The 14,061-nt window shown below is 36.8% G+C and carries 16 protein-coding genes; 15 read left to right on the top strand and 1 reads right to left on the bottom strand.

The annotated features are described in order from the left end of the window. The first annotated feature begins 361 nt into the window (after window positions 1-361). The 14 genes from ACIQ4I_RS18105 to ACIQ4I_RS18040 all read left to right on the top strand — a co-directional run bounded on the left by ACIQ4I_RS18105 (window position 362) and on the right by ACIQ4I_RS18040 (window position 12,032). The gene (locus ACIQ4I_RS18105; protein ID WP_403098536.1) at window positions 362-1,696 is read left to right on the top strand and encodes a phenylacetate--CoA ligase family protein; all 1,335 of its coding nucleotides are present in this window, start codon (window positions 362-364) and stop codon (window positions 1,694-1,696) included. Continuing rightward, window positions 1,693-2,706, top strand: coding sequence for an NAD(P)/FAD-dependent oxidoreductase (locus ACIQ4I_RS18100; RefSeq protein ID WP_403098696.1), 1,014 nt, complete (start codon window positions 1,693-1,695; stop codon window positions 2,704-2,706). Before ACIQ4I_RS18105 ends, ACIQ4I_RS18100 begins: the two co-directional genes overlap by 4 nt. A 27-nt stretch (window positions 2,707-2,733) precedes the next feature. Beyond that, window positions 2,734-2,973, top strand: coding sequence for a ferredoxin (locus ACIQ4I_RS18095; protein WP_403098534.1), 240 nt, complete (start codon window positions 2,734-2,736; stop codon window positions 2,971-2,973). A gap of 80 nt (window positions 2,974-3,053) precedes the next feature. Beyond that, on the top strand, window positions 3,054-4,004 hold the full coding sequence (gene paaA, locus ACIQ4I_RS18090; protein WP_403098531.1) for a 1,2-phenylacetyl-CoA epoxidase subunit PaaA: 951 nt from the start codon (window positions 3,054-3,056) through the stop codon (window positions 4,002-4,004). 11 nt (window positions 4,005-4,015) lie between these two features. Then, entirely contained in the window at window positions 4,016-4,363 is a 348-nt protein-coding gene (gene paaB, locus ACIQ4I_RS18085) for a 1,2-phenylacetyl-CoA epoxidase subunit PaaB (RefSeq protein WP_403098528.1), read from the top strand. Then, window positions 4,360-5,148 (top strand): 1,2-phenylacetyl-CoA epoxidase subunit PaaC, encoded by a 789-nt coding sequence (gene paaC, locus ACIQ4I_RS18080; protein WP_403098526.1) that lies wholly within the window; start codon window positions 4,360-4,362, stop codon window positions 5,146-5,148. The genes paaB and paaC overlap by 4 nt, the downstream gene beginning before the upstream one ends. 19 nt (window positions 5,149-5,167) lie before the next feature. Further along, window positions 5,168-5,665, top strand: a complete 498-nt coding sequence (gene paaD / locus ACIQ4I_RS18075) for a 1,2-phenylacetyl-CoA epoxidase subunit PaaD (RefSeq protein ID WP_403098524.1) — start codon at window positions 5,168-5,170, stop codon at window positions 5,663-5,665. Between the two features lie 14 nt (window positions 5,666-5,679). Then, entirely contained in the window at window positions 5,680-5,982 is a 303-nt protein-coding gene (locus tag ACIQ4I_RS18070; RefSeq protein ID WP_403098522.1) for an EthD family reductase, read from the top strand. Further along, on the top strand, window positions 5,982-6,758 hold the full coding sequence (locus ACIQ4I_RS18065) for an enoyl-CoA hydratase/isomerase family protein (protein WP_403098519.1): 777 nt from the start codon (window positions 5,982-5,984) through the stop codon (window positions 6,756-6,758). The genes ACIQ4I_RS18070 and ACIQ4I_RS18065 overlap by 1 nt, the downstream gene beginning before the upstream one ends. A 2-nt stretch (window positions 6,759-6,760) precedes the next feature. Then, window positions 6,761-7,534 (top strand): enoyl-CoA hydratase/isomerase family protein, encoded by a 774-nt coding sequence (locus ACIQ4I_RS18060; protein ID WP_403098517.1) that lies wholly within the window; start codon window positions 6,761-6,763, stop codon window positions 7,532-7,534. A 14-nt stretch (window positions 7,535-7,548) separates the two neighbouring features. Beyond that, window positions 7,549-9,063: an aldehyde dehydrogenase family protein gene (locus ACIQ4I_RS18055; protein WP_403098515.1), complete on the top strand. Its 1,515-nt coding sequence runs from the start codon at window positions 7,549-7,551 to the stop codon at window positions 9,061-9,063. A 95-nt stretch (window positions 9,064-9,158) separates the two neighbouring features. Then, on the top strand, window positions 9,159-10,028 hold the full coding sequence (locus ACIQ4I_RS18050; protein ID WP_403098513.1) for a 3-hydroxyacyl-CoA dehydrogenase: 870 nt from the start codon (window positions 9,159-9,161) through the stop codon (window positions 10,026-10,028). Beyond that, complete coding sequence (locus ACIQ4I_RS18045) at window positions 10,025-11,227, top strand: acetyl-CoA C-acyltransferase (RefSeq protein WP_403098511.1); 1,203 nt, start codon at window positions 10,025-10,027, stop codon at window positions 11,225-11,227. The genes ACIQ4I_RS18050 and ACIQ4I_RS18045 overlap by 4 nt, the downstream gene beginning before the upstream one ends. Window positions 11,228-11,255: 28 nt before the next feature. Continuing rightward, entirely contained in the window at window positions 11,256-12,032 is a 777-nt protein-coding gene (locus ACIQ4I_RS18040; protein WP_403098509.1) for an enoyl-CoA hydratase-related protein, read from the top strand. A 315-nt stretch (window positions 12,033-12,347) separates the two neighbouring features. On the opposite strand, the gene ACIQ4I_RS18035 is transcribed toward ACIQ4I_RS18040, so the two are convergent. After that, entirely contained in the window at window positions 12,348-12,863 is a 516-nt protein-coding gene (locus ACIQ4I_RS18035) for a gamma carbonic anhydrase family protein (protein ID WP_397540065.1), read from the bottom strand. A 91-nt stretch (window positions 12,864-12,954) separates the two neighbouring features. Here ACIQ4I_RS18035 and ACIQ4I_RS18030 point away from each other — a divergent pair, with 91 nt between their 5' ends. Next, a complete protein-coding gene (locus tag ACIQ4I_RS18030; protein WP_403098507.1) occupies window positions 12,955-13,914 on the top strand; it encodes an NAD(P)H-dependent flavin oxidoreductase in 960 nt (319 codons plus the stop codon). Window positions 13,915-14,061: the final 147 nt, after the last annotated feature.

Genomic DNA, 14,061 nt, shown 5'->3' with positions numbered 1-14,061 from the left:
TAAGCTCCTTTGTAGAACTATTTTTTAATTTCCTGTAATACTTGGTTTTAAAAAATTGTGAATATTCATAATTTATCACATGAAGTATTTATGTGTAAATTTATTTCCGGAAATATATTACAAAATAAATACGGAAGTATATTTATGGAGAATTTTTTGCTTATCAATAGACAACGTTAATTGTTTTTTTTGAAAATATTTGATTAATAAAGAAAAAATAAGTTTTAAATAGAATAAAATAAGTTTATTGACAATTCTGAACATATTAACTATCATAATATTAAATTACGAAATTAAAACGTTTCGTGATAAATTGTTATATTTAATCTGTTTTTGATTTCTAAAGCAAGGGGGGCTTTGGATGTATCATCCAGAAATTGAAACAAAATCACAAGGGGAAATTCAAGAGATACAATTGCAACGTCTTATAGAAACTGTTGAAAGGGTTTACAATAATGTTCCTTTTTATAAAGAAAAATTTGATGAGCTGAATGTAAAGCCTTCAGATATTAAAAGTTTAGAAGATTTAAGGGAATTACCATTTACAAAAAAGAAAGACTTACGTGACAACTATCCGACTGGATTATTTGCGGTCCCAATGTCGGATGTAGTACGTATTCATGGTTCTTCTGGTACTAGTGGTAAGCCAACAATTGTAGGCTATACGAAAAAAGATATTGAAATATGGTCAGAAATTGTAGCGCGAGCTATTACTGCTGCTGGGGGTTCTTCGGAGGATATTTTCCATAATGCATATGGATATGGTTTGTTTACAGGTGGAGTTGGTCTTCACTATGGAGCTGAAAAATTAGGTGCAGCTGTAATACCAGTTTCAGGGGGCAACACGGATCGCCAAGTGACATTAATTCAGGATTTTAAACCAAGAGGCATAGCTGGTACACCCTCATATATATTAAATATTGCAGAAAAAATGGAGAAGTTGAAAATTACGCCAGAAACAAATGGTATTGAGTACGGAATTTTCGGAGCAGAGCCTTGGACAGAGGAAATGCGTAAAACAATTGAAGATAAACTAAAGATTAAAGCTGTAGATATATATGGACTAAGTGAAGTTATGGGGCCAGGTGTCGCTATTGAGTGCCATGAAGCACAAGAAGGGCTACATATTGCAGAGGATCACTTCCTTGTAGAAATTATTGATCCGGAAACATTAGAACTTGTCCCGGATGGAGAAGATGGTGAATTAGTCATTACCACTTTAACGAAAGAAGCATTTCCAGTTATTCGTTATCGTACAGGTGATATTACTTCTCTCAACCGAGCAAAGTGTGTTTGCGGACGCACAATGGCAAGAATGGCTCGTGTAAAAGGGCGGACAGATGACATGATAATTATCCGAGGCGTAAATGTATTCCCGTCTGAAATAGAACGCGAGCTGTTGAAGATTGATAAATTAGCACCGTTTTACCAAATACATCTTCTGAAAAAGGGAAATATGGATGCGGTGGAATTACAAGTTGAAGTCAATTCTAGTCTATTTGAAGAAGTTGGAAGTAATCTACAACATCCAATAGTACTTCAATTGAAGAAACAAATTCTACATGCAATCAAAAATGCTTGTTTGATCTCAGTAGATGTTGCTATTAAAGCACCTATGGAACTACCACGATTTGAGAGTAAAGCAATACGATTGGTTGATCGTAGAAACGAGCAAAGAGAGGAAGTTGTTAAATAGTGAATGAAGCGCTAGTAAAGGATATAACCATTATAGGTGGCGGACCAGTAGGTATGTTTTCTGCTTTCTATGCGGGTTTACGCGGGATGAGTGCACAAATTATTGAAAGCTTACCTCAATTGGGTGGACAGTTGTCTGCCCTTTATCCTGAAAAGTATATCTATGATATTGCAGGGTTTCCAAAAGTTAAAGCACAAGAGTTAATCGGAAACTTAAAACAACAAATGGACAATTTTCCAACAGATGTATTCCTGGGTGAAGTAGTAGAAGTAGTTGAGAAGAATGATGAGGGAATCTTTGTCATTCAAACTAATAAAAATATGTATTATTCAAAAACAATTTTGATTACTGCTGGTAATGGTGCATTTAATCCACGAGTACTCGGTTTAGAGAATGAAGAAAAGTATAAAGATAAAAATATCCATTATTTTATTAATGATTTAGAACGTTTCAAGGGCAAAAGTGTCACGATATTTGGTGGAGGAGACTCAGCAGTAGATTGGGCTTTAATGTTAGAACCAATCGCAAAAAATATAACACTAGTACATCGTCGTGACAAATTCCGAGCACATGAGCATAGTGTTGAACAGCTTATGAATTCAACCATAAATGTTGTAACACCGTATATACCGAAAGAATTGATAGGGAGTGAACATGTAGAACATGTGCTGTTGCAACATGCCAAAGATGAAAGCGTAACTATAGTGCAAGAAGTCGATGATATCATAGTCAATTTTGGTTTTCTTTCCACATTGGGTCCAATTAAGAATTGGAAATTAGCTATTGAAAAGAATTCAATTGTAGTTAATTCAAAAATGGAAACAAATATAGAAGGAATCTATGCTGCCGGGGATATTTGCACATATGACGGAAAAGTCAAATTAATAGCAAGTGGATTTGGAGAAGCACCAGTAGCAATTAGTAATGCAAAAGTGTATGTTGATCCAACTTCAAAAGTTCAACCACTTCATAGTACTAGTATAATGGCCGAATCAAACCAGACGGTGTAATAGATTATATGAAGGGAGATAGTATAAATGGCGAAATTTACCCGAATTGATCAATCTACATGTATAGCATGTGGTGCATGTGGTGCATGTGCTCCAGATATTTTTGATTACAATGACGAAGGAACTGCCTTTGTACTTTTAGATGATAATGAAGGAATCGGTGAAGTACCAGAGGATTTATATGATGATTTAGAAGATGCAGTTGATGGGTGCCCAACTGACTCTATAATCGTATCATCTCAACCAATTGAGTTAGTTGAAAACTAGTAAGGGACTATTTTTTTGAGATTCAATATAACAATAAAGCTACGTTTATCTAATTAGTTGTTATATAAGGAGGTTGCGGAATGTTAATAGAAGAGTTAAGTCAAGAACAGTTGCAAGCACAATTTGAAGCACGTATTAAGGCTGGGGAGAAAATTGAAGCCGATGATTGGATGCCAGAGGAATATCGCAATGCATTAATTAAGTTAATTTCTATGCATGGAATTAGTGAAATTATGGGCGCGTTACCGGAGAAAGAATGGGTTCCTAAAGCACCTTCACTTTTTCGTAAGCTAGGAATTATGGCTAAAGTGCAAGATGAAATGGGGCACGGACAATTATTGCTGAGAGTTGTGGAAGATTTATTAAAACCGTATGGCAAAGGTCGAGATGATTTAATGCAAGATTTATTTGAGGGTCGACTAAAATTCCATAATGTCTTCCATATGGAGACAAAGACTTGGGGCGATGCTGGACTCATTGGTTGGTTGGTAGATGGAGCAGCGATTATCTCTCAAACGAATATGCTTGGTGCCTCCTATGGTCCATATGCAAGAGCATTACAAAGAATTTGTGCAGAAGAAGTTTTCCATGCGCAACATGGTGAAGCAATTATTATGGCACTTGCAGAAGGAACAGATGAGCAACGTGCAATGGTTCAAGATGCATTAAAACGTTGGTGGGAACCGTTGTTATTCTTCTTTGGTCCAGCTTCTAGTAAAACAACAGGTACAAGTAAACAAGATATTACGATTAAATATAAAATTCGCATCAATACAAATGAAGAACTACGTCAAAGCTTTTTTGATAAGTATGTGCCACGCATTTTATCACTTGGCTTAGAACTGCCAGATCCAACTATGTATTATGACAAAGACCAAAAATTGTGGATATATGAACAACCAAATTGGGAGAACTTTAAAAAAGTGCAACGTAATGAGGGACCGAAATCTCAAGAGCGTCTAGCGCTTCGAAGAACTTCTTACGAAAATAGTGCATGGGTTCGAGATGCATTAAGTTCAAAAGTAGTCTAGGAGGGACAGTTATGCAAAAAGAGACATTTTACAAAGAATATGAAGTCTTCAGTAAGCGTACACCGACAGCAGCATTTCAGCATCAATTTAGCTTACTTGCACCAAATAAGGAAATAGCGATTTTAATGGCGCAAGAAAATTTTATGAGACGTGAACCTGTTGTAGATATCTGGGTAGTCAATCGTGAAGATATTCGTAGTTTAAACCAAGAAGAGAAACAAATGCTACAACGATTAGATAACAAAGATTATCGAACAACTAAAGGCTATGGGTATTTGAAAAAGAAATGGCGTCACTATGAACAGCAAATGCTTGATGAAAAAGAAATCCTATCCTGGGCAGGAGGGAAGACTAAATGACGATGAATTTACAATCACCAGAAGTAGAACTCCTTTTCCAATTAGCAGATGATGATTATATTTTCTCTTATCGTGGATCAGAGTGGCTTGGATTAGCGCCACATATAGAAGAAGATGTGGCCTTTTCTTCCATTACACAAGATACGATGGGGCATGCGACAATGTTTTATCGCTTGCTAGAATCATTGAACATCGGGAATGCAGATGCATTGGCACATTTACGTCCTATTACAGAACGTAGAAATAGTATTTTAGTAGAACGCAAAAATGGGGAAGGTACCTATTTGGAAAACCCAATATATGATTGGGCATATGCAGTAGTACGTAATTATCTTTACACTGTTGCAAAAAAAGTGAAAATCGATTCATTGAAATCGAGTTCTAATGAAAAAATAGCAGAAGCTGCTGTGAAGATAAGTATGGAGCTCTACTATCATTTATTACACTGGAAAACGTGGTTTGTTCAATTATTTACAGCCACAGAAGATGCAAAGCGACGAATGCAAGAAGCATTGGATCGAGTATTAGCAGATAGCAATGACATCTTCTCATTAGGAATTAGTGAAAAAGACATTGTAGAAAGTGGGCTAATCGAAGCAAGTGATGTATTACACGGTAGATGGTTAACATTGTTAAAGCCAGTTTTTGAAACGATTAATATGCCATTACCACAGTTGAAAGCACCGTCATTAAATGGTAGAAACGGTGATCATACAGAAGAATTGCAGCAAGCGATTACTACGATGTCTGAAGTTTATTCTACAAACCTTGAAGCAACTTGGTAATACGGGAGAGTGATAGGGGATGTTTGTTAAGCATACACTAACAAGTCAAGTCTATGAGGTACTTGATTGCGTAAAGGATCCAGAGATTGATACGGTCAGTGTGATTGATCTGGGAATGGTGGAACAAATTGCAGTGAAAGACCATCATGTTCATGTACAAATGCTTCCGACTTTTTCGGGCTGCCCTGCATTAAACATTATACAAGATCGGGTTATACAGGCAATTCAAAATATCGAAGAAGTCGAATCAGTCGAGGTAGAGTTTATTTATAGTCCACCATGGACGTCTGAACGAATCACTGAAAAGGGTAAAAAGGGATTAAAGGAAATTGGTATTGCAGCTCCTCCAGATTTTATCAAGGCTGATGGTTCGTGGCATGTAGATTGCCCGTATTGTGGCTCTACATATGTAACATTAGATAATATTTTTGGGCCAACAGCTTGCAGAAGTATTTTATATTGCAAGAGCTGCAAAAATCCATTTGAAGCGATGAAACCAGTTTCAACATTAATGTAAAAGGAGACGATAAAATGGCTAAATTGATTGCGTTATATAAAAAACCTGAGGATCAAATTGCTTTCGATAAACACTATAACGAGGTTCATGTTCCGATTACAGAGAAAATTCCAGGATTGCGTGAAATCAAAGTAACAAAGTTCAGTGTAACACCTATGGGAAAAGAAGCACCTTACTATCTAATGTGTGAAATGTTTTATGATAGCCAAGAAGATTTGAAGAATGGCCTTCGTTCAGCAGAAGGAAAGGCATCAGGAAAAGACTTGATGAGTTTTGCAGGTGATCTCGTAACGTTAATGATTGGTGAAGAGGACTAATGACAGAATTTCAGTTCATTACGACATCTATTCAAAAAGAAATTGGGATTGTTGAACTCAACCGTCCAAAACAGTATAACTCATTAAATCGCCAAATGGTTCGTGAAATAGTGGAGGCACTTGAAGCGTTTGAACATGATGAGTTTGTACGGGTAATGATTATTAGTGGAAGAGGGAAGGCTTTCTCTTCTGGTGCAGATATTGATGAAATGGCTTCTGATGACTCAATTCGATTAGAATTATTAAATCAATTTGCAGATTGGGACCGAGTTGCTTTATTAAAGAAACCAATTATTGGTGCGGTTCACGGTTATGTATTTGGTGGAGGCTTCGAATTAGCTTTAAGCTGTGATGTTCTTATTGCAGCAGAAGGTACAGAATTTTGCTTTCCAGAAGTTAATTTAGGTGTTATGCCAGGCGCAGGTGGAACTCAACGTTTAACAAAACTAGTAGGACGTACAAAATCTCTAGAATGGATTTGGAGTGCAAAGCGTATTACAGCAAATGAGGCTCTACAATACGGTGTTGTAAACAGAGTAGTTCAACCAGAACTTTTGCTTGAAGAAGCGTTGAAATTTGCAGATACGATAAGCAAGAAGCCGCCTTTAGCAATCAGACTTATAAAAGAATCTGTTACGAAGGCAGTTGACTATTCATTATATGAAGGAATGCAATATGAACGAAAAAATTTCTACTTATTGTTCTCATCAGAGGATCAAAAAGAAGGAATGAAGGCGTTTGTAGAAAAACGCACTCCTCAATTTAAGGGGCGATAATGATGTATGAGTCTATTAAATATGAAGTAAATAATACAGTTTGTGTGATTACATTAAATCGTCCAGAAGCATTAAATGCCTTTACCTCTACGATGAACAAAGAAATTACAAAAGCCATTAAAACTGCTGAAGGTTCAGATGAGGTGCGCTGCATTGTGATTAAAGGTGCAGGAAAGGGATTTTGTTCAGGACAGGATCTATCAGAAGTCGATAATTCAATGGATCACGGTGAAATCTTGCGCTCTTTATATGGTCCGATGGTTAAGAAAATTCGCGAGTGTGAAAAGCCAATTGTTGCTGCGATACATGGTGCAGCTGCAGGAGCTGGCTTTAGTCTAGCACTAGCATGCGATTTTCGGATTATGGCAGAAAAATCATTCTTTATGAATGCGTTTATACAAGTAGGGCTAATTCCTGATTCGGGAAATTTATATTATTTACGTCGATTAGTTGGTGATGCCAAAGCGCTTGAAATTTCACTATTTGGCGAAAGAATTCTATCACATGATGCTTTAAAATTAGGGATTGCTACAAAAGTAGTTCCGAATGAAAGTTTAGAAGAGGAAGTATTAAATTACGCCACAAGGCTTGCCTCACTACCAACAAAAGCAGTCGCCTTAACGAAAAGGGCATTACGTGCTGCGGATGAGCTTGAATTATCTGACTTTTTGGAATATGAAGCGCAAGGACAAAGAATTGCGGGTCTCACAGCAGATCATCAAGAGGGAATTAAAGCTTTCATGGAAAAAAGGAAACCTGTCTTCATAGGTAACTAATAGGGGGAAATCAAATGTCAACATCTCAAACATTAGTAGAACAAAACTCATTGAAACGCGAATTTTATCACCTAATTATTAACGGTGAAAAAGTAGAAAGCAACAATGGGCAAACAATTAGCACATACAATCCAGCAACAGGTGAATTAGTTGCACAAGTTGCAAAAGCGAGTAAAGAAGATGCAGAACGTGCAGTACAAGCTGCTCGTGAAGCATTTGATCACGGAAAATGGAGAAAGTATCCAGTAGGTCGTCGTGCACAGGTTTTAAATAAAATCGCATCTATCATGCGTTCTCGTTTCAATGAAATTGTAGAACTTGAAATCTTAGATACTGGGAAATCATTAAGCACCGCGCAAGGGCAAGTAAATCAGGCAATTGAAGATTTTGAATTTTATGCAGGTGCTATCGTAGGTCATCGTGGTGTTGTCAACAACATGCCAGGGCAGTTCCACAACTATACTGAAAAAGAGCCTGTTGGCGTATGTGCTCAAATTATCCCTTGGAATTATCCAATCATGATGGCGGCATGGAAAATTGCACCAGCAATTGCAGTTGGTTGCTCAGTTATTGTGAAACCAGCTTCTTTAACGCCTATAACAGCAATCATCTTAGGTGAAATTTGCTTAGAAGCAGGTGTCCCAGCAGGTGTAGTTAATATCATCCCTGGATCTGGCGCTGAAGTAGGAAACTATCTTGTTGAACATAAACAAGTTGATAAAGTGGCATTTACAGGCTCAACGCCAATTGGTAAAGATATTATGAACAAGGCTTCTAACACATTAAAACGTGTAACACTTGAATTAGGTGGGAAATCACCAAACATAGTATTTGAAGATGCAGATCTTGATGCTGCAGTGGATGGTTCCTTGTACGGTATTTTTTATAATTCCGGCCAATCATGTGAAGCTCGTTCTCGTTTATATGTGCATGAAAATATTTACGAACAATTTGTTGAAAAATTTGTATCAAAAGCAAAACAAATAAAATTAGGTAATCCTTTTGATAAAGAAACACATATGGGCGCAATTATCGACCAAACTCAATTAGATGTTATAGATGGTTATGTTCAATCAGCTATTCAAGACGGAGCAGAAGTTTTGTCAGGTGGTAAAGCAGCCCAAGTAGAAGGATTTGAAAATGGATTCTGGTATGAACCAACAGTCATTGCAAATGTTAATCATTCGATGAAAGTGGTAAGTGAAGAAATTTTCGGACCAGTCGTAGTCATTATGAAATTCAAAGATGAAAAAGAAGCTATTGAGTTAGCTAATGATACTGAATTTGGCCTAGGCTCTGCTGTATGGTCAAAAGACGGAGCACGTGCAACTCGTGTTGCAAATGAAATTCAAGCTGGAATTGTTATGGTGAACTGTCCATTTTCTGCAATGCCAGGTACACCATTTGGAGGTTATAAACAATCTGGGTTCGGTCGTGAACTATGTATCGAAACACTAGATTTATATACAGAAACAAAAAGTATCATTTCTTACTATGGAAATCGTCCATTAAATCCCCTTGGATTATAGGGTGAAACTTCATCAATCGGTTTAACTACAAGTTAATGAGGGATAAAAAGCAAATAGGGGTATTTCCCCTATTTGTTTATTAAGGGGGAATAAAGATGAAGAATATAACTGTAATCGGTTCTGGAGTAATGGGTAGAGGCATTGCATATGTTAGTTCTTTAGGTGGGTTTGATACAACTTTAGTGGATGTAAATGAAGCAGCTTTATCGAGTGCTAAAAAAGAAATTGCAATAATTTTTGATAAATCAATAAAATACAGCAAAATAACAGAACAACAAAAGCAACAAGGGCTAAAAAATTTATCCTACACTACAGATTTACCTGCAGGGATCGCAAATGCAGATCTAATCATTGAGGCAGTTCCTGAAAAGTCAGAGATCAAAAAGGATGTTTTTGAACAAATGGAGCAATTTGCATCAGCTACATGCTTATTTGCTACAAATACGTCTACAATGAGCCCAACTGAAATCGCTTCATATGCAGGGAGACCTGAGAAAACAATCGCTATGCATTTTTTCAATCCTGTCCATAAAATGGCGTTAGTTGAAATTGTACGTGGACTTGAAACTAACGATGACACGGCCGAAAAAATTGCCAAAGTAGCACAACAAATGGGAAAAGAAACAGTTGTAATTCATGAATTCCCTGGCTTTGTAACAAGCCGTATTAGTGCACTTGTTGGAAACGAAGCGTTTTATATGCTACAGGAAGGGCTAGGTACACCAGAGGATATCGATAAAGCCATTAAATTAGGTTTAAATTATCCTATGGGACCATTCGAACTGGTGGATTTAGTTGGACTTGATACACGTTTAAATAATTTACGCTATTTACATGAAAAACTCGGTGAAAAGTATCGCCCTGCACCATTACTTGAACAATATGTAAAGGCTGGCCGTCTTGGTCGTAAAACTGGATGCGGAGTATATGATTATTCTGAAGGGAAGGAATTGGTGAAAAAATGACAGAAGTAGTTATTGTAGATGCTGTAAGAACACCAATTGGTAGATATAAAGGGGCTTTGAAATCAGTTAGACCAGATGATCTAGGTGCTATGGTAATTAAAAGCTTAGTTGAGCGGAATCCCGAAGTACCTGTTGAACAAATTGAAGATGTTATTTTTGGTAATGCTAACCAGGCTGGAGAGGACAATCGAAATGTAGCTAGAATGGCTGTATTATTAGCAGGATTGCCGATTGAAATCGGTGGCACTACACTAAATCGTTTATGCGGTTCTGGAATGGATGCAGTACATTATGCAGCACGTGCTATTAAAAGTGGTGAAGGAGATATTTTCATTGCTGGTGGTACCGAAAGTATGACTCGTGCTCCATTAGTAATGGGGAAGCCTGAAATAGATTATCCAAGAGGAGATCAAAAGCTATTTGATACAACCATTGGCTGGCGTTTCACCAACCCAAAGCTACATAAAATGTTTGGCTCAGATTCTATGCCACAAACGGCTGAAAATGTTGCACAACGATACAATATCGGTCGTGAAGAACAAGATGATTTTGCATATGAAAGCCAACAACGTGCTAAAAAAGCCATGGAGAGCGACCGTTTTAAAGAAGAAATTATTCCTGTTGAGATAACTGATCGTAAGGGGAACGTTACCATCTTTGATAAGGATGAACATCCTAGACCAGATACATCTAGAGAAAAGTTAAGTCAATTACGACCGCTTTTCGAAAATGGAACAGTAACAGCTGGGAATGCTTCTGGTGTAAATGATGGTGCTTCGGCATTATTGTTAATGAGTGCAGAAAAAGCGAAAGAGCTAGGCATTATACCACTTGCACGATATGTAACGGGTGCAATTGCTGGACTTGAACCAGAAGTTATGGGATTAGGGCCTATCAATGCAACAAAGAAAGCATTAAATCGCGCAGATCTGTCCATTGAGAATATGGATTTAGTGGAGTTAAACGAAGCATTCGCATCGCAATCTATCGAATGTATCAAACAATTAGAATTGGATTCTGCAAAAGTAAATGTAAATGGGGGCTCTATTGCTTTTGGACATCCATTAGGGGCAAGTGGAGCTCGAATTCTAACAACACTTATTCATGAAATGAAAAAAAGAAATGCTCGTTATGGATTAGCAACAATGTGTATTGGCGTAGGTCAAGGAATTGCAACCATTGTAGAAAATATAGAGTAATAATCATAATGAATAAGGAGGGAATCCAATGTCTGTTGTTCTTTATGAAGTAATTAATCATACTGCAATTGTAACGGTTAATCGTCCAGATGTACTAAATTGTTTTAATTATGAAGTACTTGTTGGTTTACAAGAAGTAGTAGATAAAATCGCAGCAAGCCCAGATGTACGTATTGTTATTTTTACAGGTGCAGGTGAAAAAGCCTTTAGTGCTGGAGCCGATTTAAAAGAACGTAAAACATTAGGTGAGCAAGAAGTAAAACGAAATGTGAAAGCAATTCGCGATGTATTTTATAGCATAGGGAATTTACCACAACCTACTATTGCGGCAGTGAATGGGCATGCATTAGGAGGAGGTTTTGAGTGGCTTCTAGCATGTGATTTTGCAATAGCTTCAGAGAGCGCATTATTAGGATTAACAGAGACAAGTTGGGCTATTATTCCAGGAGCTGGTGGTACACAACGATTACCACGTTTAATTGGTGAGATGAAAGCAAAAGAAATGATTTTTACTGCTAAAAAAATATCAGCCATGGAAGCTTTGGAGCTAGGCATTATTTTAAAAGCTGTTCCAGCTGAAGAAGTATTACCAAAAAGTTTAGAACTAGCAGCTTCAATATCAAAAAATGGTCCAATTGCAATCCGCCAAGCAAAATACGCTATCACAAAAGGGATCAATACAGACTTAGAATCAGCCTTGTCAATTGAAACTGCTGCTTATGAAGTAGTCATTCCAACTACAGATAGAATTGAAGCATTGAATGCTTTTAGTGAAAAACGTGAACCTATATTTAAAGGACTGTAAGGAGATATTCTTATAAAGTTGTTTTTTATTAATGTTGATAACACTTTAAATGATTTTAAGAATGCCTCTATACAGACTAACATGTAGAGGCATTCTCCTTTTTATCCCGCATTAACGGGCAGTAATACCCCCACCTCAAAATTTTGCGAAAGCAAAGAAGTTAGGGGGAAGATAAACTGCCCGTAAAAGCCCGATTGGTTCGGGCCAACAGGATGTTGGTCACTCAGGTGTTGCCACAGGACGTGGCGTTTTTAACCTGAGTTCCTATATTTAAGTGGGGGATGAAGAAAACCCCCCACTGATTAAAGTTTCACTTTATGAATCTAGTTCCTTTTTAAATTCAATTCCCTTTTGAACATATGTATCAATAGAAAGTTGAATTAGTTCAAAGTCCTTTTCATTCAGTTCTCGTACAACTTTACCTGGAGAACCAACAACTAAAGATCTAGGAGGGATTTTTGTACCTTGTGTAATAAGGGTATTGGCACCAATGATACATTCTTCTCCAATTTCAACATGATCTAATATTACAGAGCCCATGCCAACAATTGATCGTTTTCCTACTTTGCAGCCATGTAAGACAACTTGATGTCCTACTGTTACTTCATCTTCTACTACAACAGGTGCTCCTTCATACAGATGAATAGTTGCATTGTCCTGAATACTACATTTGTTACCGATTGTAATGCTGTCTTCATCTCCACGTAATACAGCATTAAACCATATTGTGGATTGTTCACCTATTGACACGTCGCCAATTATATATGCACCAGGTGCCAAGAATACGGAATCATGAATATCAGGTTTTTTACTCAAATAATTAATGATCATGCAACAATCCCCCATAATAATAAAATTTTTAATTTTTAGAATTTTATTATAACATGAAACAGGATAATAGAATAAAATTGAGGTGAGTTTTTTGAGAGATTTATGCAAACTATTAAAAATAAAATATCCAATTATTCAAGGTGGAATGGGGAATATTAGTAGCCCAATCTTGGCAAGCGCAGTGAGTAATGCAGGTGGTTTAGGAACAATTGGGTGTGGTACGATGACACCACTCGAAGTGGAAAAATTAATTATTGATATGAAAAAACGCACAACAATGCCGTTTTCCATAAATATTCCTATTAACGTAAATGAGTATTCAAAAGAGTTATTAAAGCTCGTTATTAAACACGAAGTACCAATTGTTTCTTTATCTGCTGGTAACCCTGCTCCTTTCATCTTGAAATTACATGAGGCAGGTATAAAAGTAATTGTTGTTGTTGCAGCTGTTAAGCATGCATTAAAGGCAGAAGCAGCGGGTGCAGATGTATTGGTAGCAGAAGGATTTGAGGCAGCAGGTATAAATTCGCATTTAGAACTTACAACATTGACATTGATTCCACAAATTACAAATGCTGTGAAAGTTCCAGTAGTAGCAGCAGGTGGAATTGCAAATGGAAATGGAGTGGCTGCAGCTTTAGCTTTAGGAGCTTCAGGAGTACAAATGGGTACACGTTTTATAGCAACACAAGAAATGACTGTCCATGATGCTTACAAAAAGCGTATCATAGATGCAACAGATCAAGAAACAATGATACTTGGAAGATCTGTAGGACAAGTGAGACGAGTTTTAAGAAATCCTTATGCAGAAAAAATTAGTCTAGCAGAAAAGAACGGCATTTCTTTGGAAGAATACAATAATCATACAAGTGAAGTATTTCATGTGAAGGGTGCCATAGAAGGAAACTCTGATCAAGGATTTATGAATAGTGGTCAAATAGCAGGGTTAATCAATGATTTACCAACAGTGCAAGAACTATTGGAAAGTATAATGGAAGAATGTTTGAGTTGTATCAAAAAACTATCTGAATACTCAGTAGAAAATGTATAGTGCATTATAGATAAAGAGGATAAAATATGGCATTATTTAAAAGACTAAACTACTTTCAAGATTAGACTTTTCAATAAGTCTAATCTTTTAGCGATACTGTATCATATTATGAGAAGTCATAAAGATTACATAATTTTGTATAATTTC

The organism is Rummeliibacillus sp. NPDC094406 (assembly GCF_044763875.1).
Taxonomy (GTDB): Bacteria; Bacillota; Bacilli; order Bacillales_A; family Planococcaceae; genus Rummeliibacillus.
Note: the sequence above shows the minus strand (reverse complement) of the source record. Positions and strands in the feature narration are given on the sequence as shown.